This window comes from Erwinia sp. MYb416 (assembly GCF_037479575.1).
Lineage (GTDB): Bacteria > Pseudomonadota > Gammaproteobacteria > Enterobacterales > Enterobacteriaceae > Erwinia > Erwinia rhapontici.
This window is the reverse complement of the sequence record NZ_JBBGYT010000438.1, coordinates 1,013,699-1,040,055: the sequence shown is the minus strand read 5'-3', so window position 1 is coordinate 1,040,055 and position 26,357 is coordinate 1,013,699. Positions and strand designations below refer to the sequence as shown.

27 protein-coding genes are annotated in these 26,357 nt (G+C 54.2%); 5 read left to right on the top strand and 22 right to left on the bottom strand.

Going from position 1 to position 26,357, the window contains the following annotated elements; all coding sequences use genetic code 11:
* The first annotated feature begins 134 nt into the window (after window positions 1-134).
* Together WH277_RS14405 and mfd are read left to right on the top strand one after the other, a co-directional pair.
* Complete coding sequence (locus WH277_RS14405; RefSeq protein WP_133842864.1) at window positions 135-344, top strand: hypothetical protein; 210 nt, start codon at window positions 135-137, stop codon at window positions 342-344.
* 115 nt (window positions 345-459) lie between these two features.
* Entirely contained in the window at window positions 460-3,906 is a 3,447-nt protein-coding gene (mfd, locus tag WH277_RS14400; protein ID WP_133842862.1) for a transcription-repair coupling factor, read from the top strand.
* A 55-nt stretch (window positions 3,907-3,961) separates the two neighbouring features.
* Here mfd and WH277_RS14395 read toward each other — a convergent pair whose 3' ends face one another.
* The 8 genes from WH277_RS14395 to hinT form a co-directional block, all read right to left on the bottom strand.
* Complete coding sequence (locus tag WH277_RS14395; RefSeq protein ID WP_133842860.1) at window positions 3,962-4,501, bottom strand: glycine zipper 2TM domain-containing protein; 540 nt, start codon at window positions 4,499-4,501, stop codon at window positions 3,962-3,964.
* A gap of 280 nt (window positions 4,502-4,781) precedes the next feature.
* Window positions 4,782-6,086 (bottom strand): NAD(P)/FAD-dependent oxidoreductase, encoded by a 1,305-nt coding sequence (locus WH277_RS14390; protein ID WP_133842858.1) that lies wholly within the window; start codon window positions 6,084-6,086, stop codon window positions 4,782-4,784.
* Between the two features lie 246 nt (window positions 6,087-6,332).
* On the bottom strand, window positions 6,333-6,875 hold the full coding sequence (gene ycfP, locus WH277_RS14385; RefSeq protein ID WP_133842856.1) for an alpha/beta hydrolase YcfP: 543 nt from the start codon (window positions 6,873-6,875) through the stop codon (window positions 6,333-6,335).
* A 39-nt stretch (window positions 6,876-6,914) separates the two neighbouring features.
* Window positions 6,915-7,934, bottom strand: a complete 1,020-nt coding sequence (nagZ, locus tag WH277_RS14380) for a beta-N-acetylhexosaminidase (protein ID WP_339505823.1) — start codon at window positions 7,932-7,934, stop codon at window positions 6,915-6,917.
* A gap of 22 nt (window positions 7,935-7,956) precedes the next feature.
* Entirely contained in the window at window positions 7,957-8,763 is an 807-nt protein-coding gene (gene thiK / locus WH277_RS14375) for a thiamine kinase (RefSeq protein WP_339505822.1), read from the bottom strand.
* A gap of 22 nt (window positions 8,764-8,785) precedes the next feature.
* Complete coding sequence (gene lpoB, locus WH277_RS14370; protein ID WP_167864744.1) at window positions 8,786-9,352, bottom strand: penicillin-binding protein activator LpoB; 567 nt, start codon at window positions 9,350-9,352, stop codon at window positions 8,786-8,788.
* A 47-nt stretch (window positions 9,353-9,399) separates the two neighbouring features.
* The gene (locus tag WH277_RS14365) at window positions 9,400-9,768 is read right to left on the bottom strand and encodes a YcfL family protein (RefSeq protein WP_133842850.1); all 369 of its coding nucleotides are present in this window, start codon (window positions 9,766-9,768) and stop codon (window positions 9,400-9,402) included.
* Between the two features lie 26 nt (window positions 9,769-9,794).
* Window positions 9,795-10,145, bottom strand: a complete 351-nt coding sequence (gene hinT / locus WH277_RS14360) for a purine nucleoside phosphoramidase (protein WP_133842848.1) — start codon at window positions 10,143-10,145, stop codon at window positions 9,795-9,797.
* 373 nt (window positions 10,146-10,518) lie between these two features.
* On the opposite strand from hinT, the gene WH277_RS14355 reads away from it, so the two are divergent.
* Window positions 10,519-12,129 (top strand): MFS transporter, encoded by a 1,611-nt coding sequence (locus WH277_RS14355; RefSeq protein ID WP_339505821.1) that lies wholly within the window; start codon window positions 10,519-10,521, stop codon window positions 12,127-12,129.
* Window positions 12,110-13,249: a beta-galactosidase BglB gene (gene bglB, locus WH277_RS14350; protein WP_339505820.1), complete on the top strand. Its 1,140-nt coding sequence runs from the start codon at window positions 12,110-12,112 to the stop codon at window positions 13,247-13,249. The genes WH277_RS14355 and bglB overlap by 20 nt, the downstream gene beginning before the upstream one ends.
* Window positions 13,250-13,299: 50 nt before the next feature.
* Here the strand turns inward: bglB and ptsG are convergent, their stop codons facing one another.
* From ptsG to yceD, 14 genes are all read right to left on the bottom strand, one after another.
* A complete protein-coding gene (gene ptsG / locus WH277_RS14345) occupies window positions 13,300-14,736 on the bottom strand; it encodes a PTS glucose transporter subunit IIBC (RefSeq protein WP_212815974.1) in 1,437 nt (478 codons plus the stop codon).
* 314 nt (window positions 14,737-15,050) lie between these two features.
* Complete coding sequence (locus tag WH277_RS14340; RefSeq protein ID WP_227536008.1) at window positions 15,051-15,842, bottom strand: metal-dependent hydrolase; 792 nt, start codon at window positions 15,840-15,842, stop codon at window positions 15,051-15,053.
* Window positions 15,843-15,852: 10 nt separating this feature from the next.
* Complete coding sequence (gene holB / locus WH277_RS14335; RefSeq protein ID WP_339505819.1) at window positions 15,853-16,851, bottom strand: DNA polymerase III subunit delta'; 999 nt, start codon at window positions 16,849-16,851, stop codon at window positions 15,853-15,855.
* On the bottom strand, window positions 16,848-17,480 hold the full coding sequence (tmk, locus tag WH277_RS14330; RefSeq protein WP_133842836.1) for a dTMP kinase: 633 nt from the start codon (window positions 17,478-17,480) through the stop codon (window positions 16,848-16,850). The genes holB and tmk overlap by 4 nt, the downstream gene beginning before the upstream one ends.
* Window positions 17,470-18,495 (bottom strand): cell division protein YceG, encoded by a 1,026-nt coding sequence (yceG, locus tag WH277_RS14325; RefSeq protein WP_339505818.1) that lies wholly within the window; start codon window positions 18,493-18,495, stop codon window positions 17,470-17,472. Before yceG ends, tmk begins: the two co-directional genes overlap by 11 nt.
* Before the next feature lie 12 nt (window positions 18,496-18,507).
* The gene (gene pabC, locus WH277_RS14320) at window positions 18,508-19,308 is read right to left on the bottom strand and encodes an aminodeoxychorismate lyase (RefSeq protein WP_339505817.1); all 801 of its coding nucleotides are present in this window, start codon (window positions 19,306-19,308) and stop codon (window positions 18,508-18,510) included.
* 131 nt (window positions 19,309-19,439) lie between these two features.
* Window positions 19,440-20,681: a beta-ketoacyl-ACP synthase II gene (fabF, locus tag WH277_RS14315; RefSeq protein ID WP_133842830.1), complete on the bottom strand. Its 1,242-nt coding sequence runs from the start codon at window positions 20,679-20,681 to the stop codon at window positions 19,440-19,442.
* Window positions 20,682-20,769: 88 nt separating this feature from the next.
* Window positions 20,770-21,006, bottom strand: coding sequence for an acyl carrier protein (gene acpP / locus WH277_RS14310; protein ID WP_004157115.1), 237 nt, complete (start codon window positions 21,004-21,006; stop codon window positions 20,770-20,772).
* Window positions 21,007-21,160: 154 nt separating this feature from the next.
* Window positions 21,161-21,895: a 3-oxoacyl-ACP reductase FabG gene (gene fabG / locus WH277_RS14305; RefSeq protein ID WP_062743729.1), complete on the bottom strand. Its 735-nt coding sequence runs from the start codon at window positions 21,893-21,895 to the stop codon at window positions 21,161-21,163.
* A gap of 13 nt (window positions 21,896-21,908) precedes the next feature.
* Window positions 21,909-22,838, bottom strand: a complete 930-nt coding sequence (gene fabD, locus WH277_RS14300) for an ACP S-malonyltransferase (protein ID WP_133842828.1) — start codon at window positions 22,836-22,838, stop codon at window positions 21,909-21,911.
* A 33-nt stretch (window positions 22,839-22,871) separates the two neighbouring features.
* Window positions 22,872-23,825 (bottom strand): beta-ketoacyl-ACP synthase III, encoded by a 954-nt coding sequence (locus tag WH277_RS14295; RefSeq protein ID WP_133842826.1) that lies wholly within the window; start codon window positions 23,823-23,825, stop codon window positions 22,872-22,874.
* A gap of 6 nt (window positions 23,826-23,831) precedes the next feature.
* A complete protein-coding gene (plsX, locus tag WH277_RS14290) occupies window positions 23,832-24,866 on the bottom strand; it encodes a phosphate acyltransferase PlsX (protein WP_159337076.1) in 1,035 nt (344 codons plus the stop codon).
* Window positions 24,867-24,888: 22 nt separating this feature from the next.
* Complete coding sequence (rpmF, locus tag WH277_RS14285; protein ID WP_003849870.1) at window positions 24,889-25,059, bottom strand: 50S ribosomal protein L32; 171 nt, start codon at window positions 25,057-25,059, stop codon at window positions 24,889-24,891.
* A gap of 14 nt (window positions 25,060-25,073) precedes the next feature.
* A complete protein-coding gene (gene yceD / locus WH277_RS14280; RefSeq protein ID WP_133842822.1) occupies window positions 25,074-25,595 on the bottom strand; it encodes a 23S rRNA accumulation protein YceD in 522 nt (173 codons plus the stop codon).
* Window positions 25,596-25,737: 142 nt separating this feature from the next.
* Here yceD and WH277_RS14275 point away from each other — a divergent pair, with 142 nt between their 5' ends.
* Window positions 25,738-26,319: a Maf family protein gene (locus tag WH277_RS14275; protein ID WP_133842820.1), complete on the top strand. Its 582-nt coding sequence runs from the start codon at window positions 25,738-25,740 to the stop codon at window positions 26,317-26,319.
* The last annotated feature ends 38 nt before the right edge of the window (window positions 26,320-26,357 follow it).

The window sequence follows — 26,357 nt, the reverse complement described above, 5'->3', positions numbered from 1 at the left end:
ACGCGGCGTTCGTACGACAGAGTGATGACATTTTTATTGATCTCCTTCAGGCCAAACCCCTTTCAACAGGGGGAAAATAGCGCTATTACTGTAAAGAGTATTCGCCTGAGGCCCTGCTGGTACAGGAGGTAGTAATGTCCAGATTTCCTAAAGGCAGTATTGTGCGCCATAAAACGGGACAGATTAAAGGTGTGGTCCTTAACGTCTTTGATCAGGGCGACCGATCCGCAGGATATTACATCAAGTGGGATGATGGAAACCACAGCTATCACGCTGAAAACGAACTGATATGGGCGAATATCGACCGCCCAAGAATGCATGATGGTCAACAATCACCAAAATAACGTACTGCCCCCAACAAGCGCTAAAATCAAGGTATACTCCATCTAGCTGAATCGGGCCCCCCCGGCGCGCCAGGGGTCCCGTTCTCCCTTTTGTGAAGAGACCGTCTAACTTATTATGCCTGAACTCTACCGTTATGACCTGCCGACCAGAGCAGGTGACCAGCGCCAGCTGGGGCAACTCACCGGCGCGGCCTGTGCCGTTGAATGCGCCGAAATTGTTGAACGTCATCATGGTTTGGTGATTTTGATTGCGCAGGATATGCAGAATGCACTGCGCCTGCAGGATGAAATCAAACAGTTTACCTCCCACCCCGTGATGGCGCTGGCAGACTGGGAGACCCTGCCGTACGACAGTTTTTCTCCCCATCAGGAAATCATCTCCTCCCGGCTTTCCACTTTATATCAACTTCCCGGGCTGGAGCGCGGGTTACTGATTATGCCGGTCAATACCCTGATGCAGCGCGTTTGCCCGCATAACTTCCTGCACGGCCACGCGCTGGTGATGAAAAAGGGACAGAAGCTCTCACGTGATAAGCTGCGTGCCCAGCTTGAGCAAGCCGGTTATCGCAGCGTTGACCAGGTCATGGCACACGGTGAATTTGCTACCCGTGGCGCCCTGCTCGACCTCTATCCGATGGGCAGTGAACGTCCCTACCGCATCGACTTCTTTGATGATGAAATCGACAGCCTGCGTCTGTTCGATATCGACAGCCAGCGTACGCAGGAAGAAGTGACAGCGATCGATCTGCTGCCCGCTCACGAATTCCCGACCGATAAAAAAGCCATCGAACTGTTTCGCACCCAGTGGCGCGAGCATTTTGATGTGCGCCGTGAGCCCGAGCATATTTATCAGCAGGTGAGTAAGGGGACGTTGCCTACCGGGATTGAGTACTGGCAGCCGCTGTTTTTTGAGCAGCCCCTTCCCGCGCTGTTCAGCTATATCCCGGCCACCACACTGCTGGTGATTTCCGGCGATCTGGAAAGCGGCGCCGAGCGCTTCTGGCAGGATGTCAATGCACGTTATGAAAACCGCCGCGTCGACCCGATGCGCCCACTGCTACCGCCTCCGACATTGTGGCTGCGTACGGATGAATTGTTCAGCGAACTGAAGCTGTGGCCTCGCGTACAGTTGAAAACCGACCTGCTGGCTGACAAAGCCGCCAATACCAACCTGCGTTATGAAACGTTGCCGGACCTCGCCGTACAGGCGCAGGCCAAAGCCCCGCTGGACACGCTGCGCCGTTTCCTTGAGTCTTTCGATGGTCCGGTGGTGTTCTCGGTAGAAAGCGAGGGCCGCCGTGAAACGTTGCAGGAATTGCTGGCACGCATCAAGTTAAAACCCACCGCTATCGACTCGCTGCCGCAGGCCGACCAACCCGGCCACTATCTGTTAATTGGTGCCAGCGAACACGGCTTTATTGACCGGCTGCGCAACCGCGCCCTGATCTGTGAAAGCGATCTGCTGGGGGAGCGCGTCAGTCGCCGCCGTCAGGATAGCCGCCGGACCATTAACCCGGATGTCCTGATCCGTAACCTTGCCGAACTGCGTCCCGGTCAGCCCGTGGTGCATCTGGAGCACGGCGTGGGCCGCTACATTGGCCTCACTACGCTGGAAACGGGGGGGATTCAGGCCGAGTATCTGATGCTGGCCTATGCCGGGGATGCCAAGTTATATGTGCCAGTCTCGTCACTGCATCTGATCAGCCGTTATGCCGGCGGCGCCGAAGAGAATGCCCCACTGCATAAACTGGGCAGCGATGCCTGGTCACGTGCGCGGCAAAAAGCAGCCGAGAAAGTGCGTGACGTTGCAGCAGAGCTGCTGGATATCTACGCACAGCGCGAGGCGAAAACCGGGTTCGCGTTTAAGCACGACAAACAGCAGTACCAGCTGTTCTGTGAGAGCTTCCCTTTTGAAACCACCCCGGACCAGGCGCAGGCCATCAATGCGGTATTGAGCGATATGTGCCAGCCGCTGGCAATGGATCGTCTGGTGTGCGGCGATGTTGGCTTCGGTAAAACCGAAGTCGCCATGCGCGCCGCCTTCCTGGCCGTAGAAAATCATAAGCAGGTTGCCGTGCTGGTGCCGACCACCCTGCTGGCTCAGCAGCATTACGATAACTTCCGCGACCGTTTTGCTAACTGGCCGGTACGTATTGAGATGCTGTCACGTTTTCGTACCGCCAAAGAACAGGCACAGGTGCTGGCAGAAGCGCAGGAGGGTAAGGTCGATATTCTTATCGGCACCCACAAGCTGCTGCAAAACGACATCAAGTGGCGCGATCTGGGGTTACTGATCGTCGATGAAGAGCATCGCTTTGGCGTGCGCCATAAAGAGCGAATCAAAGCGATGCGCGCCGACGTGGATATCCTGACGCTCACCGCCACACCGATCCCGCGTACGCTGAATATGGCGATGAGCGGAATGCGCGATCTGTCGATTATTGCCACGCCGCCCGCGCGCCGTCTGGCGGTGAAAACCTTCGTACGTGAATATGACGATATGGTGGTGCGCGAGGCGATCCTGCGTGAGGTACTGCGCGGCGGCCAGGTGTATTACCTGTACAACGACGTTGAGAATATTGAAAAGGCGGCAAAACGCCTGTCGGATCTGGTGCCAGAAGCCCGTGTGGCCATCGGTCACGGTCAGATGCGTGAGCGCGAACTGGAGCGGGTGATGAATGACTTCCATCATCAGCGTTTTAACGTGCTGGTCTGTACCACCATTATTGAAACCGGTATTGATATCCCGACCGCGAACACCATCATCATTGAACGCGCCGATCACTTTGGCCTGGCACAGCTGCATCAGCTGCGTGGTCGCGTCGGGCGTTCGCACCATCAGGCCTATGCCTGGCTGCTGACGCCACATCCAAAATCGATGACCACCGATGCGCATAAGCGTCTGGAAGCCATTGCTTCGTTAGAGGATCTGGGCGCCGGATTTGCGCTCGCAACACACGATCTGGAAATTCGTGGTGCCGGGGAGTTGCTGGGCGAAGGTCAGAGCGGCCAGATGGAAACCATTGGTTTCTCACTGTATATGGAACTGCTTGAAAACGCCGTCGATGCCTTAAAAGAGGGGCGTGAACCTTCGCTCGAGGATCTGACCAACAATCAGACCGAGATCGAGCTGCGTATGCCGGCACTATTGCCGGATGACTTTATCCCGGATGTGAATACCCGTCTTTCATTCTATAAACGCATTGCCAGCGCCGTGCAGCCGGGCGAACTGGACGACCTGAAGGTTGAGCTGATTGACCGTTTCGGCCTGCTGCCGGATGCGGCACGCAATCTGCTGGATATCGCGTCTATGCGTCTGGTGGCGAAAACGCTGGGTATCCGCAAGGTCGAAGCCAGTGAGAAAGGCGGTTTCGTTGAGTTTGCAGAGAAAAACAAGGTCGACCCGGTATGGCTGATTGGTCTGTTACAAAAAGAACCGCAGCACTGGCGCCTGGATGGGCCAACGCGTCTGAAATTTATCCGTGAGCTGGGCGAACGTAAGGTGCGGATGAAGTGGGTGCAGACGTTTATGCAGCAGATGCTGGAGAATGCAACGGGCTGACATCAAAAAAGGGACCATGAGGTCCCTTTTCATCGTATAGCGTCAATCTGCTGACTTACGCTTTATTACTCAGCACCAGCTGACCATTATCGTCTAACGGAATACGTGTACCCGGGTCATTCTCCATGCGGATTTTACCCTGCTGGTCGCCAATCTTATAAGTGACGTCATAACCCAGCATTTTTTCCTGCTTATCGTAGACCGTCTTACAACGCTGCTCGGTCGTGGTGTAGGTATCACGATCCTGCAACGCGCCCTGGACCTGGTTACCGCCATAGCCCCCCGCCAGCGCACCCGCCACGGTGGCAACATCACGACCACGACCGCCACCAAACTGGTGACCCAGCACACCACCGGCAACAGCACCCAGCACGGAACCGGCGATGCGGTTTTCATCCTGAACAGCGCGACGATGAGTCAGCGTGACGTTACGGCACTCCTGACGTGGATTCTTCAAGGTCTCTTTAATCGGCGTGGCTGAAAGTACCTGCGCGAACTGTGGGCTGCGATCGAACACATTCATACTGGCCACCGCTGCTACACCGAGTGCAGCCACAACACCAATACCAATACCCGCTAACATTGATTTATTCACAGGAAACCTCCTGACATTGTTACCGCGCATTCTTGATTACTGCGGCATCCTGAACAGGTGCGGCATATTCGGCGTGCGCGACGCGCCGTGGTAATTGATAGGAATTCTGCTACCAGCCGGGGATTGTGACAATAAGAATACTGGACGAAAATCGGATCAGGCATGATAAGAGAAAGTTTTTAAGAGAGTTCTTATCAAAGGGGATTAGCGGGGGGAGTCAGAAGAACGGCTTATACCACCACAGACGCTCATCCGGGAGTATAAGCCGTTTTTTCACAGCTTAGTGCAGCTTGAGGCGCGGACGGATCGCGCGGTTGATACTGCCCACCAGCACCATCAACCCGGTTTTAAAGTAACCGTGCAGCGCAACCTGGTGCATGCGGTACAGCGAGATATAGACGAAACGCGCAATGCGCCCTTCGACCATCATCGAACCGCGCATCAGGTTACCCATCAGGCTACCCACTGTACTGAAGCGGGACAGTGAGACCAGTGAACCGTGATCTTTATAGACGTACGGTTTCTGTGGCTGCCCTTTTATATCCGCCAGAATATTGGCCAAAACACGTGAGGCCATCTGGTGCGCAGACTGTGCGCGCGGAGGGACAAAACCGCCGGACGGCAACGCGCAGGATGCGCAGTCACCAATGGCGTAAATGTTCGGGTCACGAGTCGTCTGTAAGGTTGGCTCAACCACGAGCTGGTTAATACGGTTGGTTTCCAGGCCGCCCAGCTCTTTCATAAAGTCCGGTGCCTTGATCCCTGCCGCCCAGACCATCAGATCGGCATCAATAAATTCGCCGCTCTTGGTGTTCAGACCTTTTTTATCCGCGCTGGTGACCATCGTCTGAGTCAGCACGCGTACCCCCAACTTGGTCAGCTCGCTGTGAGCCGCGCTGGAGATACGCGGTGGCAGTGCAGGCAGAATACGTTCACCGGCTTCCACCAGCGTGACGTTCAACGCCTGGCTGTCCAGACCTTTATAGCCATAGCTGTGCAGCTGTTTCACCGCGTTATGCAGCTCGGCTGACAGCTCAACGCCGGTCGCACCCGCGCCGACAATAGCGATATTAACCTTATCCTGCGAACCTTCACTGGCGGAAAACTTCAGGAACAGGTTCAGCATCTCATTATGGAAACGGCGTGCCTGGTGTGGATTATCGAGGAAGATACAGTTGTCTTTTACGCCCGGCGTACCAAAGTCGTTTGAGGTGCTCCCCAGCGCCATCACCAGCGTGTCATACGCCAGCTCACGCTCCGGGACCAGAAGTTCACCCTGCGCATCGCGAATTTCAGCCAGTTGCAGACGGTTATTCTCACGATCGAGGTTGGTGAGCGTTCCCAGCTGGAAGCTGAAACCATGTTTGTGCGCATGTGCCAGGTAGCTCAGGCCGTCAATACCTTCATCCAGCGACCCGGTTGCCACTTCGTGTAACAAGGGTTTCCACAAATGGCTGTGGTTACGATCCACCAGCGTAATGTGTGCTTTCTTCTTGCGGCCCAGTTTGTGCCCCAGCTGAGTCGCCAGTTCAAGACCTCCGGCACCTCCGCCGATGATTACAATTTTTTTCATAGGTGTTGTCAAACGACCCTCTCTAAAAGTAAACCAATCGTTAACTAAAAGTTAAATAAATAACCTTAGTAAACATAGGGTTGGCGATGTTAATTCGCGAGCTGGGGCCAGAATAACACGAGGGAATTCATCTGTTCTAAGAAAATTGATCCTGGTCAATTTTATTAGCAAAACTAAGAATAGTACGAATAAAGACCCTGCATCCAGCCCGCCTTTTAGCGGGCATGAGGTCTGTTTTCGAGGGATAAAAAACGGGGATTAACCTAATGATTTGAACGCTTTGATTCGCGGAAGATGATGGGAGATATTCTTGAATTTATGCCCTTCCACTTCATCCCATATCAGCTCGTAAAAATGTTGTAACGCCTCGGCACTGCGCTGGTTATCAAGCGCATCGTCATGACGGGAAAGAATGGTCATACAGCGGTCACGGTTCTTCTCACGGAAATTGCCGACGCATTTGGTGGCAATATCAACATACTCTTCCGGGCGGTCAATTTTGCCTTCCATCACTTCCTGTGGCCACAGGTTAGGATTGAACATCACCTGGCGCACATCACACAAGAAGCCGATACGTTCAGCCCAGTAGCCGCCCAGACCAACACCACAAATCAATGGCCGTTCGTCATCACTTTGCTGCAACATCTTGTAGGTCTCTTTCAGCAGATGCTGCATATCGTGCTTCGGATGTCGGGTGCTGTAGCTGAGCAGCCGGACATCCGGGTCAATAAACTGAAGTTGCAACACTTTTTCATGGTTGCCCGGGCTGTTTGAATCAAAACCGTGCAGATAAATAATCATTGTCATCCTCACCGTTGATGCGCCGCAGGCAGCCTGAAATCAGATGCCTGCCGCCGCTTTATGTTCCAGCCAGCGTTCCTGCAACTGACTCAGTCTGGCACTGGTCTCTTTCCATCGTGACGAGTCACGCAGTTGCTGATGGGTAAATGAGCTTCGATGGTAAAGCTGCGTCACCCTTTCAGCATTGATCGGCGACAGGTTATCCAACACGCTCACCGCTCCCTGACGATTATTGCATACCAGAATCATGTCACACCCGGCATCCAACGCGGCCTGACCCCGCTCGGCATAGCTGCCCATAATAGCCGCACCTTCCATCGACAAATCATCTGAAAAGATGACGCCGTCAAAACCAAGTTCCTCACGCAGCACGGTTTTTAGCCAGTGTGACGAACCGCTGGCCGGGCGCGCATCAACTTCAGTATAGATAACGTGGGCCGGCATAATTGCGTCCAGCGCCTGTTCCGCAATCAACTGCCTGAAGATTGGCATGTCATGCTGGCGGATCTCGGCTTCACTGCGCGTATCTCGCGGAGTTTCTTTATGGGAATCTGCACTCACAGCACCATGTCCCGGGAAATGCTTACCCGTGGTTTTCATTCCCGCGTCGTGCATCCCGCGAATAAATGAACGCGCCATTTGCAGGGCAACCTGCGGATTCTCATGGAATGAGCGTTCGCCGATGGCCGCGCTGCCGTGACCAATATCCAGTACCGGGGCGAAGCTGATATCAATATCCATTGCAATCATTTCAGAGGCCATCAACCAGCCTGCCTGCTGGGCCAGTGCCTCTGCCTGCTCACCACGATGTAATGCGGCAAAAGCCTGCATCGCCGGCAGACGCGTAAATCCGTCGCGGAAGCGCTGAACGCGGCCACCTTCCTGATCGACGGCCACCACCAAACGATGGCGCGATGCCGCACGGATCTGTCGCACCAGCTCACGCAGCTGCGCCGGATCGTGATAGTTACGGCTGAACAGGATCAGTCCGCCAACCAGCGGGTGTTGTAAAATTTCACGCTCTTCGGCATCCAGTTCGCCGCCTTGTACATCTAACATTACCGGTCCCACACTTCACCTCTTAACCTGATGACATGCGCTGCCAGCCCTCGGCTGCCAGCGTCTTAAATTGGTGTTCACCACTTTGCTGCCAGCGTAACTCATACCAGCTGGTCGCCAGTAGATCGAGCCACGGTAACCAACGGTCAACCTGCCGTCGTAGTGGGTCATAATCAAATTGTTGCCGATCCGAATAATGGACAATCAAACGCTGCTGTTGCTGTGTATCCAGCCCGTTACCCATTATGATCGCGGCCAGTTCCAGCGCCACATCGCCATCGCCGGCGTACTCCCAGTCAATCAGCCGCAGGCGCCCGTCATTGAGGATCAGGTTCCCACAGTGAATATCCATATGCAGTAAGGCCATCCGTAATGGTTTCGGTTCGCCCTGCCGCTGACAGCGCTTTAGCGCCCGCAGCCAGTGTATCTGGCGCCGCGCAGGCTGACTGAGCTGCCAGTAGCTCATCAGCAGCGGCAGCAGCTGTAAGGGGTATCCTGACAGCGGCTGACGGTGCAAGCGGACGACTTCATTCACCAGAGGTTCTACCCACCTGTCCCACTGCCCTGTCGACAGCACGTTACCCGGCTGCCAGGCCAGAAGCAGCCAGTCCGCATTGCGTCCATAAACGCGCGGTGTAAGGCCGCTGGCGGCCAGTTTGCGCAGCAGTCGGTATTCACGCTGGCGATCCACCCCAGGCATGGTCTGCAGCCCTGCGGCACGCCTGGCCAGCAGGGAAACTCCCTCAAGCGAAACCTGAACACTGCACCCGCTCAATCCCTCAAGGGGGGAAAAAGAACCGGCGGCTCGCGCCGCCGGAAATTGTTGCATGATCAGCCGCTCAAGGGCGGGATCAGTGCACAACGGCACCGCTACCTGACCAGATGATTTCGCCGGTCTGCACCAGCATTAACTGCATTTGCAGCGTGGGTGCTTTCACATCCCCCTCCGCATTGCTGTACAGCACATACTGTGCACCCACGTAACGCGCCAGACCCACCGCTTTACTGCGTGAGACCAGGCTGTCATCCGCTGACAGACCGAGCGTCTGCTTCGCCACCGCCAGTTGTTGTGGCGTCACCAGCGTAAACTGGGTGTTATCCTTCAACGCACTTTGCAGCGCAGCCGTCGCTTTAGCACTTTGCAGGCTGCCGTTGGTGCTGTTTTTTACATTATCCACCAGCAGCACGCCGCCAGGCGTAACGCCATCCGCTTTGAGCATCTGGGCAATCAGCGGAGAAACACTGGCTGGCCAGTTGAGGGTTTGCATTTTCGGCGGCGGTGGCACGTTCTGCCCCGGCTCTGCTTTTGGCTGTTCAGGCACAGTAATCGGTGGCTGCACCGGTTCAACGGGCGCAGGGGGTGCCGTTTCCTGTTGCTTCTGAAAAAATACACAGCCGCTCAGAAAAAGCGCCAGCATCAGCACTCCTGAGCGTTTAACGATGTTGCTGTTCACGCGATAACTCCTTACAGATACAGATAGAGACGAACTTTGCTTGCCGTCAGATTACCGGTTTGAGATGAAATTTCGGCTTTACCATGAGCGGGTACCGTCAGGGTATGTGGTCGTTCAAACGGCAAGATTTCCAGCCCTTTATCATCATACCAATAGAATCGGTAGGTCACCTGGACCGGTTTTTCCTGCTGATTAAATAGTACCGTTGACGCGCGCTGTTGTCCTTCTGTCTCGCGGATCGTCGGTTCGTCGGTCGTGATCCCCGCTGACAATACTGACGATTCCATCACCAGTGACTGTGAGGTATTGATGGCAGTACGATCGCTGCTGCATCCGGTTAATGCTATCAGTAACGTGATGGCCGTTACGCTTGCCCGCATAGGATTATGTCCGTATTCGTTGGCGTTCAGGACGCCAGCATTGGGCCTAAAGGTCGGCCACCGACAAGATGCAGGTGGATATGATAAACCTCCTGACCGCCGTGTTTATTGCAGTTCATGATCAAACGGTAGCCGTCTTCAGCAATCCCTTCATCCTTCGCGATTTTCGCCGCTACGGTGATCATACGTCCCAGCGCGGCTTCATGCCCGGCGACAGCATCGTTAGCCGTGGCAATCAGCAGGTTAGGAATGATAAGAATGTGCGTCGGCGCCTGCGGGGAGATATCGCGAAATGCCGTGACCAGTTCATCCTGATAGACGATGTCGGCCGGGAGTTCACGGCGGATAATTTTACTGAAAATGGTTTCTTCAGCCATGCTATCTGTCCTTGTGTTCATGTCGTTAACGTTACCGCAGTATGAGCGAGAGAATCGTTTTCTTTCAACCTGCAACTGACTTTTCTTTGGTTAATCGCTCGGCTTTACGGCATTTCACTCTCTCAGCGTTGCCCTTCACCCTCTTTCTGTGCTGTTCATCAACAAAATGAACCGCCACTTTCGATAAAAACAAAACAGTGTTTTATAAATTTAGATGTGCGACACACCGATGACGGCCATTTTGCCACCTTCTTGCCTCAGATGGCAAAAACGGCAAGGTTCAGCCATCGCGAACGCTCTATTTTTCCAGCATCCGTATGAGTTGTCCGGAACCTGTGGCTGAAGCCACCCCACCGCGCAAGGAGTTTTCCTGATGCACACTCGTAAGATCGGACTGGCAAATTATCTCGCCTACGGTTCCGGTGATTTTCTCGGCGCCGGCACTACTGCCCTGACCGCCGCATGGCTGCTTTATTTTTACACCACCTTCTGTGGCCTGACGCCAATTGAAGCGACCTTTATCTTCGCCCTTGCCCGGGTGCTGGACGCCGTGATCAGTCCACTGATGGGCTTTCTCACCGATAACTTCGGCAGCACCCGGCTGGGTAAACGCTTTGGCCGCCGTAAGTTCTTTATTTTGCTCGGCATTCCCTGTGTGTTCAGCTACAGCCTGATGTGGGTCGGGGATATGAGCTACCTGTGGTATCTGCTCACTTATCTGCTGTTTGATATCGTCTACACCATGGTGCTGGTGCCCTATGAAACACTGGTACCGGAAATGACCGACGACTTTAAGCAGAAAACGCGCTTCTCCGGTGCCCGTATCGCCCTCGCCCAGCTTTCTGCCATTCTCGCTGCGTTTTTACCTGGCATCCTGCTGGGGGTTTTCGGTAAGGACAACGCGGTGTCATTCTTCTATTCCAGCCTGGTGTTTTCCACGCTCTGTGCCATCGTACTGACGCTGGTGTGGTTCTTCACCTGGGAGCGTCCGGCCGATGCCATGTCGGAAGAGTCAAAACGCGCAGAGGAGGAGAAAAAACACCTCACGCTGGGCCAGAGCCTGAAACGCCTGTATGTCGAGCTGGCATCAACGTTACGTATCCGTATATTCCGCCAACATCTTGGTATGTATCTCGGCGGCTACATCGCTCAGGATGTATTTAACGCGGTGTTTACCTGGTACGTGGTGTTTGTGCTGATGCAGAGCGCGCAGCTGGCCTCCAACCTGATGGGCACCATGGCTGTCCTGCAATTTATCGCGGTGATTGGCATGATCCCGTTATGTATTCGTATTGGACCAGCCCCGGCCTATCGCCTGGTGGTGGCACTGTTTGCCGCCAGTGCCCTCTCATACTGCCTGCTGTGGTACGCAGGTATGAGTAATAACCTGGCACTGCTGCTGTTGATTTCCGCCGTAGCGGGTCTGGGCCGTGGTGGCATCAACTACATACCGTGGAATATTTACACCTACATCGCCGATGTGGATGAAGCCATTACCGGTCAGCGGCGCGAGGGGATTTTTGCCGGAATCATGACGCTGACGCGCAAAGCCTCACAGGCAGGTGCAGTGATGGTGGTCGGTATCGTCCTGCAACTTTCCGGGTTTGTTTCGGGCAAAGCGGAGCAGCTTCCCCAGGTCGGCCATACCATTGTCGTTATTCTCGGTGCCGGCACGCTGGTGATGCTGACATTCGGTTTTATTATCTCCCTGCGCTTTAAACTCAATCTTGCCACTCACCATACCCTGCGCGAAGAAACGCTGAAAATGCGCCAGGCCGATGGTGTGGTTTCGCAGCAGCTGACACCGGAAGCACGTGCCACCGTCGAAACCCTGACCGGTATGCCGTATGAGAATCTCTGGGGTAACAACAATGTTGGCTACCTCAATCGTCATAAACCTCAGGCAGCAGCGTTGTCAGAAACACGCGCCGCCTTCCCTTCTATCCGACCTCAGGAGCACCACGATGACAGTTTACCCGGTTAAGTTCAGCGCACTGCTGCGCCAGCCCGAATACCTGCTGCCGCGCACCGCGCTACAGCAGCTGATTGCCCGCGTCAGTGATAATCTGGTCGGCATTACTGATGAAAACGGCGAATTTTTGCTGCGCCTGGATGATGGCCGGGTGATTGATACCAAAGGCTGGGCAGGCTGGGAGTGGACGCACGGCATCGGGCTGTACGGCATGTATCACTATTACCAGCAGACCGGCGATAAGCTGACCCTACAACGTATCGATGACTGGTTTAGTGCACGGCTCCAGGAGGGTACACCGACCAAAAACGTCAATACTGTCTGTCCGTTCCTGACCCTCGCGTACCGCTATGAAGAAACGCGCGATCCGTCCCTGCGCCCGGTACTGGAACGCTGGGCAGAATGGGTGATGTATGACATGCCACGCACTGAGCATAATGGTATTCAGCATCTGGTCTATAACAATGAGAACCACCAGCAGATGTGGGATGACACGCTGATGATGAGCGTGTTGCCACTGGCGAAAATAGGCCAGTTGCTTAACCGTCCGGAGTTTGTCGAAGAAGCCACCTATCAGTTTCTGCTGCATACACAATATCTGATGGATCGCCAGACCGGCCTGTGGTTCCACGGCTGGACATTCGACGGCCACCACAACTTTGCCAACGCCCGCTGGGCGCGCGGTAACAGCTGGCTGACCATCGCCATTCCCGATTTTCTTGAACTGATGAACTGGCCGGAGCAACACGCCACCCGCCGCTACTTGCTTCAGGTGCTGGAAAGACAGGTGAAAGCGCTGGCGGAGTGCCAGCATGAAAGCGGGTTATGGCATACGCTGCTGGACGATCGTGACGCGTATCTTGAAGCCTCGGCGACTGCCGGTTTCGCTTACGGCATCCTGAAAGCTGTGCGTAAACGCTATCTCAGCCGCGACTATTATCCTGTGGCCGAGCGTGCACTGAAAGGTGTGATGGAACACATCAATGATGACGGTGAGCTGACGCAGGTGTCATTCGGCACCGCGATGGGCAGTGATTTAGACTATTACCGCCAGATACCGCTGACCTCAATGCCGTATGGACAGGCGATGGCGCTCCTGTGCCTGACAGAGTATCTGCGGGTCTATCTCTGAGGCATAAAAAAAGGGGCGCTTTCGCGCCCCTTCTGGTCACTATACCGTGATCATTTCGAATTACGGATAAAGTCATCCATATCGGTTTTCAGGTTATCGGATTTAGTACCGAAAATCGCCTGAACACCAGAACCTGCCACGACCACACCGGCCGCACCCAGTTTCTTCAGACCCGCCTGGTCGACTTTGCTCACATCCGCCACGCTAACGCGCAGACGGGTGATGCAGGCATCCAGATTGGTGATGTTATCTTTACCGCCGAAGGCAGCCACCAGGTTACCCGCCATTTCACTGGCGTTGCCGACAGTCTGCTCGCTGGTCGTTTCTTCACGGCCAGGTGTTTTCAAATCCAGCTTGGCGATCAGTACACGGAAAATGGTGTAGTAGACCAGGCCGTAGACGATACCCACAATCGGGAACAGCCAGATTTTGCTGCTGTTACCGCTCAGAACGATGAAGTCGATCAGACCATGCGAGAAGCTGGTGCCGTCACGCATACCCAACAGGATAGCGATTGGGAAGGCCAGACCCGCCAGGATTGCGTGGATTGCATACAGAATCGGCGCAACGAACATGAACGAGAACTCGATCGGTTCGGTGATACCGGTCAGGAACGAGGTCAGCGCGGCGGAGATCATGATACCGCCCACTTTGGCACGGTTCTCAGGTTTCGCTGAATGCCAGATAGCAATCGCAGCGGCTGGCAGACCGTACATTTTGAACAGGAAGCCACCTGACAGCATACCTGCCGTTGGATCACCCGCCATATAACGTGGGATATCACCGTGGAATACCTGGCCTGCCGCATTGGTGAATTCACCAATCTGCATCTGGAAGGGAACGTTCCAGATGTGGTGCAGACCGAATGGCACCAGCGAACGCTCAACCACGCCGTAAATGCCAAAGGCGACGACCGGGTTCTGATACGCCGCCCACTGTGAGAATTCCTGAATCGCAGTACCGACTGGTGGCCAGATAAAGGACAGCAACACACCGAGGAAAATCGCGGTAAAACCGGAGATGATCGGAACGAAGCGTTTACCCGCGAAGAAGCCCAGATACTCAGGCAGCTTGATGCGATAGAAGCGGTTAAACATATAGGCCGCGATGGAACCGGCAATAATCCCGCCCAGTACACCCGTGTCAGCCAGGTGCTTAGTCGCAATCTCTTCGGCAGGCAGGTGAAGGACCAGCGGTGCCACGACGGCCATCGTTTTCACCATGATGCCGTAAGCAACAACGGCGGCCAGCGCTGAAACGCCATCGTTATTGGTGAAGCCCAGTGCCACACCAATCGCGAAGATCAGCGGCATATTGGCAAACACCGAACCACCGGCTTCGGCCATCACATGAGAAACTACCGCTGGCAGCCAGTCGAAGTTGGCAGAACCAACGCCCAGCAGGATCCCCGCAATCGGCAGCACCGATACGGGCAACATCAGCGATTTACCGACCTTTTGCAGGTTCGCAAATGCATTTTTGAACATAGTGTAAAGCTCCTGAGTATGAGTGCTTTTCTTCGCGCTGTGCGCGTTGCAAAGGGGGAGGATCCTTTGCGGGTAGTGCAAAATAAGGAGCGTCTTAAGCGCTCTCGGTATTTATTACGAAGGGTAAAATAAATCCGCTCAAATTTGTTTGATGGCTATCACGTTTCGTTGAACGCGTGCCACTTCTTTAGTAAAAGTTGACGGGAAACGCCAGTTTTTTGCGCAAAAAAAATGCAGCACCCGATTTAAGGGCGCTGCACTTTACGACTTTTGCTTATTAATTACGAGCTATAAAAGAAATCCCCGCCTCAATGTCAGTCTGTCAGACGCGACATTGGCACATGAAATAAGCGCGAGAAGTTTTCTGTGGTCGCCTGCGCCATCTGCTCAATACTGACCCCTTTGACTACCGCCATGTATTCCGCCACATCGCGAGTATAAGCAGGCTGGTTTTCTTTACCGCGATACGGCACCGGCGCAAGATACGGCGAATCGGTTTCCACCAGCATACGATCCAGCGGCACATGGCGGGCGGCTTCGCGGATCTGCTCGGCGTTCTTGAATGTGGCAATCCCTGAGAAGGAAATATAGAACCCCATATCCAGCAGTCGGGTGGCCGTTTCACGATCTTCCGTAAAACAGTGCAACACACCGCCACACTCTTCTGCTTTCTCTTCCTGCAGGATCGCCAGCGTATCTTCGCGGGCATCGCGAGTATGGACGATCACGGGCTTGTTCAGATCGCGCCCGACGCGAATATGTTCGCGGAAAGAGGCCTGCTGACGCACCATCGTCTCTTTTTGATAAAAATAATCCAGCCCGGTTTCACCCATCGCGATAACGCGCGGGTGGGCGGCCAGCTCGCGCAATTCAGCGAAGTCATACGCCTCTTCCTGATTCAGCGGATGCACGCCGCATGAATATGCAACGTTTGGACGTTCCCCAATCAGGTCAACCATCGCTTTATAGCCCGGCAGCGTGGTCGCTACTGCCAGCATAAATTTCACATCGCGGGCAGCAGCCTTTGCCAGCACATCCGACACATCCTGATGCAGCGTTTCATAATTCAGGCCATCGAGGTGGCAGTGGGAATCAACTAAAAACATAATGTACTCTCTAAAGCGGTGAACCGGCCGATGCCGGGTTGAGCATGGCTTCCCAGCCTAGCAGTTGATTGGTCAGTAGCAGTTCGCGGTTGACGGCGACCACATTCAGCAGGCGGTCGCGACAGATAATCCACTGGCGCAGACTGGCATCAATAGCGCTGGTCGGTAACAGGCTGGCGATACGCATCACATCCGCCTGGCGATCGACGTTGCTGATAAACTGCCCGCCTCCCTGCTGCCATTTCACGGCATCGATCAGCAGTGAACAGAGCCAGCCAATACGCTGGGCGGCATCATCATGATGTAACGCGGGAAGCAGGCTCAGCATATCACCCTGCAACGCATCAGGTAGCGCCTCGCAGACCCGTTGACGTTGTTGCCAGATTTTGTCGTCCAGTAACGCCAGCGCTGCCGCAGGTGCGCCCGCTGACAGGCGCAAGGCGGCAGTACGTTCGCTCAGACCGGCCGCAGACTGTTTCTGTAACCATTGCAGACTTTGTGCTTCTGCGGGGGGAGCGAGGTGCCACAGCAGACAGCGGCTGCGCAGCGTCGGCAGCAGGCGCGAGGGTTCGCGGCTACTGAGTAAAAACCAGGTATTTTTCGGCGGCTCTTCCAGCGTTTTCAGCAGCGCATTCGCGGCCGCTTCAGTCAACAGTCCGGCATCCGGCAGCCAGACAACTTTTGCCCCGCCCTGCTGCGCATGATGGTACAGCTTCTCAGTGACACTGCGCACTGCGTCAATGCCGAGCGAACTTTTGCCTTTTTCCGCTTCCAGCCGATACCAGTCCGGATGCGTTCCGGCCAGCATCAGCTGGCAGGCGTGGCATTCACCACAGCTTTTCAGGCCATCAGGCCGCTTGCACATCAGCCAGCGGCTGATCCCCCAGATAAGGGCATCATCGCCCATCCCCGGCAGCGCCTGAATCAGCAAAGCATGATGGCCGCGCTGTGCCTGATGCTGGCTGAGGATCTGACGGTAGCTGTGATTGAGCCACGGATACCAGTTCATTGCTGTTCCTGTAACCACTGGTCAAGCGTCTGGCGCAGCGAGACGGTAACCTGTTCCAGTGACTGGGTGGCATCCACGGTTTTGATACGGGTGTCAGCGGCTGCCAGCGCCAGATAACGGTCACGCGTGCGGATAAAGAAGTTGAGGGATTCCTGTTCGATGCGGTCCAGCGCGCCACGGGCACGGGCACGTTGCAGGCCAATTTCAGGCGTGACATCGAGGTACAACGTCAGGTCCGGGGAAAAATCGCCCAGTACTGCCTGCTTCAGGCTGCGCATTAACTCGCTGTCCATGCCGCGTCCTCCGCCCTGATAAGCCTGCGATGAGAGATCATGACGATCCCCTACCACCCAGGCACCGCGTGCCAGCGCAGGTTTAATGACATTTTCAACCAGCTGTACGCGGGCTGCGTACAGCATCAGCAGTTCCGCCTGATCGGTGATGGGTTCATCATTTATTCCCTGCTTGATCAACTCGCGCAGTTTCTCTGCCAGCGGCGTACCGCCGGGCTCGCGGGTAAAGACAATGTCGTTAATGCCGTGGCGCTGAAGTTCGCTGACCACGGCATCACGTGCTGTGGTTTTCCCTGCGCCTTCCAGGCCTTCAATAACGATAAATTTACTGTTCATTTTTTTCCTTCATCGCCAGGCGATACACCTGTACGGCTTTATTATGGCTGGCCAGATTGGTGGTAAAGGTATGCCCTCCTTTTCCATCGGCCACAAAATAGAGGAAGTTAGTTTTATCCGGGTGCGCTGCCGCAGCTAGCGAGGCTTTTCCTGGCATGGCAATCGGGCCTGGCGGCAGTCCGTTAATCGTATAGGTGTTATATGCCGTGGGCGTTTCCAGATTCTTGCGTGTTAGCGTGCCTTTATAGGCATCACCCATACCATAAATTACCGTCGGGTCGGTTTGCAGGCGCATGCCCAGACGCAGACGGTTGATAAATACCGAGGCGACGCGACGACGCTCGTCACTCACCGCAGTCTCTTTCTCAATGATCGAGGCCATGGTCAGCATATCATTTTTGCTTTTATACGGCAGGTTATCCATTTTACCCTGCCATTCACTGTCAACCAGCGTCACCATGCGATCATGCGCACGTTTCAACAGCGCGACGTCGGTGGTGTTCGCCGTATAAAGATAAGTATCGGGATAAAACCAGCCTTCCACGGCGGCTTGTTCCCCCTCCAGCTTTAATGCCGTGGCAACCGTCGTGAGTTTGTCATCCGTCAGGGTATGTTTAATGTATGGCGCATTGCGGAGCTGACTCAGCCATTCCTGCATACGCGTGCCTTCAACAAAACGCAGGGGGAATTGTGCCTCTTTACCACTGGCCAGCAGCGCCAGCATCTCACGCACGGTCATTCCTGGCGTGAAGCGGTAGGTTCCGGCTTTAAATTTCGCCAGTTCAGGTTCCAACTTCAGCAGAACGCCAAACCACGGGCCATCAGGCACGATGTGCTTTGACTCCAGTTGAGCTTCCAGCACCACGCGGCCTGACCCCGCAGGCAGGGTAAAGATCGTTTCTTTATCAATGGTTAACGCAGAATCAGCCAGCTGGCGTGTTTGCCAGTAACCGTATGCGGCTACCAGTAGCACGAATGCGAACAGCACTACTATCATTTTTCGGAGTTTAGTCATGAAGGTCCCACGTCATTCATTATGGTGGTTGAGCAGACCAAAAAGCTGGCGTGATGAATAATGCCAGTTCTCAACCTGGTAAACCGGCAATACAGGCATCAGTGCGTTGGTGATCAGCACTTCTTCTGCCGACGCCAGTGCGTCAATCTCAGCACGGACTTCTGTCAGGGTGAAGCCCAGTTGAACCACCTGCTGCATCACCCATTGACGTTGAATGCCATTCACACCCGATGCCGTTAAATCAGGGGTAAACACCTGATTTCCCGTACGCCAGAATAAATTAGCCGCACAGCATTCCACCAGCATAGCGTCACTGTCAAGCACCAGCGCCTCATCGGCGGCAGTCTGCTCAAGCTCTGTGCGGATCAGCACCTGTTCAAGGCGGTTTAGATGTTTTATTCCTGCCAGGTGGGGATTTTTCCCCAGGCGCACATTGCTGAGTGCCAGCCGTGCGCCAGTCTGGCGTAGCGTATGATAATGAGCAGGATAGTCAGCGAGCGATATGATGCGTACCGGCTGGCTGCAGCCCGTTGCGCTGTAACCGCGTCCGCCGCTGCCACGCGTCAAAATAACCTTCAGTACGGCATCGCTACGGGTTGTCGCAGCAAAGCTCATCTCTTTTTCGAGGTTATGCCAGTCAACGTCAACGATCATAAGACGTTCGCAGGCTTGCTGTAAACGCGTCAGATGGGCCTCAAGAAACGTTACCCTGCCCTGTTGAACACGCGCCGTGGTAAAACAACCATCGCCGAACTGCACTGCGCGATCGCGGATATCGATATTGTCCCGCGTGTCACCATTGACCCACATCATGCTCACTCTCCGTTATCGTCAGTGCCAAGATTACCTGCCAATCCCGCCAGAATCATCTGATTGTCGCTCACTGACGATCAGAATAAAAAAAGGCCCGCACAGTGCGGGCCTTTCAATCGGACAGGACAAACTCAGATCTTACGGAAAATAAGCGAACCGTTGGTACCGCCGAATCCGAAGGAGTTACATAAAGTGTACTCCAGACCTTTTGTCTGACGCGCCGTGTGCGGAACAAAATCAAGATCACAACCTTCATCTGGATTATCCAGATTGATGGTTGGCGGAACGACCTGGTCGCGCAATGCAAGAATAGTGAAGATCGACTCCACCGCGCCCGCTGCACCTAACAGGTGACCGGTCATGGATTTTGTCGAGCTGACCATCACGCTGTTCGCACTGGCACCAAAGACGGATTTCACTGCCTGCGTTTCTGCTTTATCTCCGGCCGGCGTCGAGGTACCGTGCGCGTTGATATAGCCGATTTGCTCTGGTGACAGTTGTGCATCTTTCAGTGCATTCACCATCGCCAGCGCCGCACCCGCACCGTTTTCCGGTGGAGAGGTCATGTGGTAGGCATCGCTGCTCATCCCAAACCCGACGATTTCAGCGTAGATTTTCGCCCCGCGTTTTTTCGCGTGCTCATACTCTTCCAACACCACCAGACCTGCACCGTCACCCAGTACAAAGCCATCACGATCTTTATCCCACGGACGGCTTGCTGCCTGCGGGTTATCGTTGCGGGTAGAAAGTGCACGTGCAGCACCAAATCCGCCCACACCCAGTGGTGTACTGGCTTTTTCAGCACCACCAGCCAGCATAACATCAGCATCGTTATAAGCGATGATACGTGCAGCGTGACCGATATTGTGCACGCCAGAAGTACAGGCAGTTGCGATGGAGATACTTGGGCCTTTCATGCCAAACATGATCGTCAGGTGACCCGCAATCATGTTAACAATGGTCGAAGGAACAAAGAACGGGCTGATTTTACGTGGGCCACCATTCACCAGAGAGGTGTGGTTTTCTTCAATAAGACCAAGACCGCCAATGCCGGAGCCAATGGCAGCGCCAATACGTTCAGCGTTCTCTTCGGTGATTTCCAGGCCGGAATCCTGCATGGCTTGAATGCCAGCAACAATTCCATATTGGATGAAGGCGTCCATCTTGCGCTGATCTTTACGCGAGATGAATTCATCACAATTAAAATCTTTTACTAAGCCAGCAAAACGCGTTGCGTAGGCACTAGTATCAAAATGGTCGATGAGGCTGATGCCACTCTGACCGGCAACAAGAGCATTCCAGGTGGACTCTACGGTATTGCCGACAGGAGACAACATGCCAAGACCAGTCACAACTACACGACGCTTAGACACGTTCGTCCTCCAGAGAGGGAAAAGTTGACACTGTGTGGGACGTTCAGATAAAACTCAGGCGGTCGAGCGACCGCCTGGAGATGCTCACTTATGCCTGGTGACCATTGATGTAATCAATAGCAGCCTGAACGGTAGTGATTTTCTCAGCTTCTTCGTCCGGAATCTCGGTATCAAACTCTTCTTCCAGAGCCATTACCAGCTCAACGGTATCAAGAGAATCAGCGCCCAGATCTTCTACAAAAGAGGCAGTATTAACAACTTCTTCCTGCTTAACGCCCAGCTGCTCGCCAATGATTTTCTTAACGCGTTCTTCGATAGTGCTCATACTATTAAATTTCCTATCAAAACTCGCTTTCGCGATGGTTTTCGTAGTGTATAAAATGTTGAAAAAGATGCAACTAAATCCCGGCTGGTCCAACCACGATTTTACGCTATTCTGCGGCCTTTACCCCAAATAACGCAAATAATTTTCGTGATTTTCAGACCATGTACATTCCGCCATTGACGTGCAGCGTTTCACCAGTGATGTACGCTGCCTCGTCAGAAGCTAAAAATGCAACGGCATTAGCGATCTCCTGCGCGCCGCCGAGGCGACCTGCAGGAACTTCCGCCAGAATGCCCGCACGCTGATCTTCGCTCAGTGCACGCGTCATGTCGGTTTCAATGAAACCAGGTGCCACGACGTTAACAGTAATACCACGGGACGCGATTTCACGCGCCAGTGATTTGCTAAAGCCAATCAAACCCGCTTTTGCTGCCGCGTAATTTGCCTGACCCGCATTACCCATTGTTCCAACTACGGAGCCAATGGTAATAATTCGACCCGCACGTTTTTTCATCATGGCACGCATTACCGCTTTTGACAGACGGAATACTGAAGTCAGATTGGTGTCCAGGATGTCCTGCCACTCATCGTCCTTCATGCGCATCAGGAGATTATCACGCGTGATGCCTGCATTATTGACTAAAATGTCCACTTCGCCAAATTCGGCGCGAATATTTTCCAACACGCTTTCAATCGATGCGCTGTCGGTCACGTTCAGAAGCAGGCCTTTTCCGTTATCGCCCAGATAGGTACTGATAGCGTCGGCGCCACTTTGGCTGGTCGCAGTACCCACAACTTTGGCACCACGTGCCACCAGGGTTTCTGCAATCGCACGGCCGATTCCACGGCTTGCACCGGTTACCAGCGCAATTTTACCTTCGAAGTTCATGTTTCTCTCCGTGTTATTGTTCAAGCGCCGCTGTCAGGCTGGCCTGGTCGTTTACCGCCGCCGCTGTCAGGGTGTCAACAATACGTTTAGTCAGCCCGGTCAGAACTTTACCCGGACCCACTTCCAGCAGCGACGTTACGCCCTGCCCGGCCATAAATTCTACACATCCGGTCCAGCGCACTGGATTGTACAACTGGCGAACCAGCGCACTACGGATAGCTTCTGCTGACGTCTCGCACTGCACATCAACGTTATTCACTACCGGGAAGGCAGGCGCGTTGAAGGTCAGCAATTCGAGTGCTGCGGCCAGTTTATCTGCCGCAGGCTTCATCAGTGCACAGTGTGACGGCACGCTGACAGGCAGCGGCAGTGCACGTTTCGCGCCGGCGGCCTTACAGGCAGCACCCGCACGTTCTACGGCTTCTTTGTTACCGGCAATCACAACCTGACCCGGAGAGTTAAAGTTCACCGGAGAGACAATTTGCCCCTGAGCAGACTCTTCACAGGCTTTGGCAATAGACGCATCGTCCAGACCAATAATCGCCTGCATCGCGCCAGTTCCTTCCGGAACGGCTTCCTGCATCAGTTTGCCGCGCAGTTCAACCAGCTTAATCGCATCTGCAAACGCCATGACACCTGCACAAACCAGCGCACTGTACTCACCCAGGCTGTGCCCTGCAAGCATTGACGGCGCTTTTCCGCCTTTTTCCTGCCAAACGCGGAAAATGGCAACAGAAGCAGCCAATAAAGCAGGCTGAGTTTGCCAGGTTTTGTTCAATTCTTCAGCAGGGCCTTGTTGCACTAACTGCCAGAGATCGTAACCCAGTGCGTCAGAAGCTTCACGGAAGGTTTTTTCCACAAGCGGATTCGTTGCAGCCAGATCGGCCAACATACCTACCGTTTGCGATCCCTGCCCCGGGAAGACCATTGCAAATTGCGTCATTGTGATTTCCTGTTAATCGCTATTTTTGCTTAATTAAAAGCGAACCAGTGCAGAACCCCAGGTGAACCCGCCACCAAAAGCTTCCAGCAGAATCAACTGACCACGTTGAATACGGCCATCACGTACCGCTTCATCAAGTGCGGTCGGCACAGATGCCGCCGAGGTGTTGCCATGACGATCGAGCGTCACAACGACTTTATCCATGTCCATGCCCAGTTTGCGGGCAGTGGCACTGATAATACGCAGGTTTGCCTGATGCGGCACCAGCCAGTCGATAGCAGAGCGATCAAGCTTATTGGCTTCCAGCGTTTCATCAACAATGTGAGCCAGTTCAGTCACAGCAACCTTGAACACTTCATTGCCCGCCATGGTGACATACGCTGGCGTGTCCTGGTTCGCACGATCCTGATTAGGCAGCGTCAACAACTGGCCATAGCGGCCATCTGCATGCAGATGAGTAGAGATAATCCCCGGCTCTTCACTGGCGCCCAATACCACGGCGCCTGCGCCATCACCAAACAGGATAATGGTGCCACGATCCTCAGGATCAAGCATACGAGCGAGGACATCAGCACCGATCACCAGTGCGTGTTTCACTGCACCATTTTTAATGTACTGATCGGCCACACTCAGCGCATAGGTGAAGCCTGCGCAGGCGGCGGCGAGGTCAAAGGAAGCGGCATCATCAATCTCAAGCATCTGCTGAATCATGCATGCTGAGCTTGGGAATGCGTGGCTGGACGACGTGGTCGCTACCACGATCAGACCGATATCATTTTTATCGATACCGGCCATCTCCAGCGCGCGCTCGGCCGCATGGAAGCCCATGGTTGCCACGGTTTCGTCCGGGCCGGCAATACGACGTTCACGAATGCCGGTACGAGTGACAATCCACTCATCCGACGTTTCTACCATTTTTTCCAGATCGGCGTTAGTCCGCACCTGCTCGGGCAAATAGCTGCCCGTACCGATAATCTTCGTATACATGTACGCTCAGTCACTCTTAGGTAATACCGCTTGAAGGCGCGCAGCAATCCGCTCGGGAACTTGCCGCCGCACCGCCTGCTCTGCCTGTTGGATCGCCACAGTAAATGCACGTTGATTCGCCGCGCCATGACTCTTAATCACGGTGCCACGTAATCCTAACAGGCAGGCGCCATTGTACTGGTCGGGATTGAGATGGCCGAACTTCTTTGCCAGACGCTTCTTGAGCCAGCGTCCCAGCAATCCCAGCCACCAGGCCTTCTTTTTACCTTCGCCCTGTGAATTCAACAGCGAAAGGAACATTCTTACTACACCTTCCATCGTTTTCAGCGTGACATTGCCCACGAAACCATCGCAAACAAGCACATCCGTCTTACCGGTGAGAAGATCGTTACCCTCGAGGTATCCAATATAGTTAAGTTCTGGCGATGCACGCAGTATTGCCGCTGCTTCACGTATCGAACTCAACCCTTTAGTCTCTTCCTGACCAATATTAAGCAGTGCCACTCTCGGTCGGTCGATGGCCAGGATTTCCTCTGCCACCACCGCGCCCATAACGGCAAATTGTACCAGCATAGCACTGTCCGAATCGACATTAGCGCCTAAGTCCAGCACCACGGTTTTCCCGTATTGCTGATGCGGTAACACGGTCATCAACGCCGGGCGATCAATGCCGTCCAGCGGTTTTAATAATAATTTAGCTAACCCCATCAGCGCACCCGTATTACCTGCACTGATACAGGCCTGTGCCTGCCCTGCTTTCACCTGCTCCAGCGCGACACGCATAGAGCTTCCACGGCTGGCGCGGATCGCCTGTGAAGGTCTGGCATCACTGGCAATAACCGATTCGGCAGCAATGATCTGCAGACGTGCCTTGAGGGCAGAATCAGCTTTGGCAAGTAATGACGTGATGGTGTCGGGATCGCCGACCAGAAGGAGATGCAGATGCGGATTTAAGGCCAGTGCCTGCAGTGATGCAGGCACTGTCACGCAGGGACCGAAATCCCCGCCCATGGCATCTATCGCCAGGGTCAAACGTGTCAAAGTAGCGCCGCGGACCGCGGAATTACTTAACGATGACCTTGCGACCGCGGTAGTAACCATCCGCAGTGATGTGGTGACGCAGATGAGTTTCACCAGAAACTTTATCTACGGAAAGAGCTGCTGTGGTCAGCGCATCGTGTGAACGACGCATGCCACGTTTGGAACGGGTTGGTTTATTCTGTTGTACGGCCATGGACCTTACTCCTATTACTTACGCTTTAAACTGGCTAATACGGCAAATGGGTTTGGTTTTTCTGCCTCTTCAGGCAACTGACCAAAGACCATGTCCGCCTCGGACACTTCACAGTGTTCAGAATCATGCACCGGAACGACAGGCAGGGCGAGAATGATTTCATCCTCAACCATTGCCAGCAGATCGGTTTCGCCAAACTCGTTGACGTTGATCGGCTCGTACGCTTCCGGCAGTGCTTCGGCCTGTTCGTCAGTGACGACCGGGCTGAAACAGTACGATACGTGGACATGCTGCGGAAAAGTCTTGTTGCAACGTTGGCAGCACAGCGTCACTGAAACTTCGGCCGTACCTTTCAGTACTGCCAGACGCTGCTCGTCAATCGCAAACGACATGACACATTCTACATCACTGTCCACACTCACTACCGACTCGGCAATCCGCTCAACCTGCTCAGGGGTGTAAACACCCTGGTAGTCCAGGCGTTTTTGAGCGGTACGAGTCGCATCGAGAGTTAGGGGTAATTTTACCTTTTGCATAGGGCGCGCATATTAACTTTGTAACGACATAGAGTCAAAGAAAAAGGCCGTTTTACGGCATCTTTCACCCATGATTCGCATCCAGTGCGGCGCATAGTTTAAAATGCCTGACACTGATTCGCTATATATTCTGGAAAAAATTATGCGCCACCTGGTATTAGCCTCCACATCGAGCTATCGAAAAGCCTTATTAGCCAAACTGGAACTGCCGTTTATTACCGCGGCGCCAGAGGTGGATGAAACACCGCTGGACGATGAAGATGCCACTGAATTGGTGGTCCGACTGGCAACCGCCAAGGCGCAGGCGCTGGCCGGACGCTACCCGGACCACTTAATCATTGGTTCCGACCAGGTCTGCGTGGTGGCCGGCAAGATTTTTGGCAAACCTCTCACAGCCGCACGGGCACAGGAGCAGTTGCGTGCAGCCAGCGGCCACAGCGTGGTGTTTTATACCGGTCTGGCGCTCTATGACAGCCGCAACGCGTCACTGCAGGTGCTTTGTGAGCCCTTCAGCGTCGATTTTCGCACACTGAGTGACGAGGAAATCGTGGCCTATATCAGCAAAGAGCAGCCACTTAACTGTGCAGGGAGCTTTAAAAGTGAAGGACTGGGTATCACACTGTTCGATCGCCTGTCAGGGCGTGACCCCAATACACTGGTAGGGCTACCGCTGATTGCCCTGTGCGACATGCTGAGAAACGCCGGTGTTAATCCACTGGTGTGATGGAGAACCGAAGCACGGCATGGGGGCCTGGGTCAGGC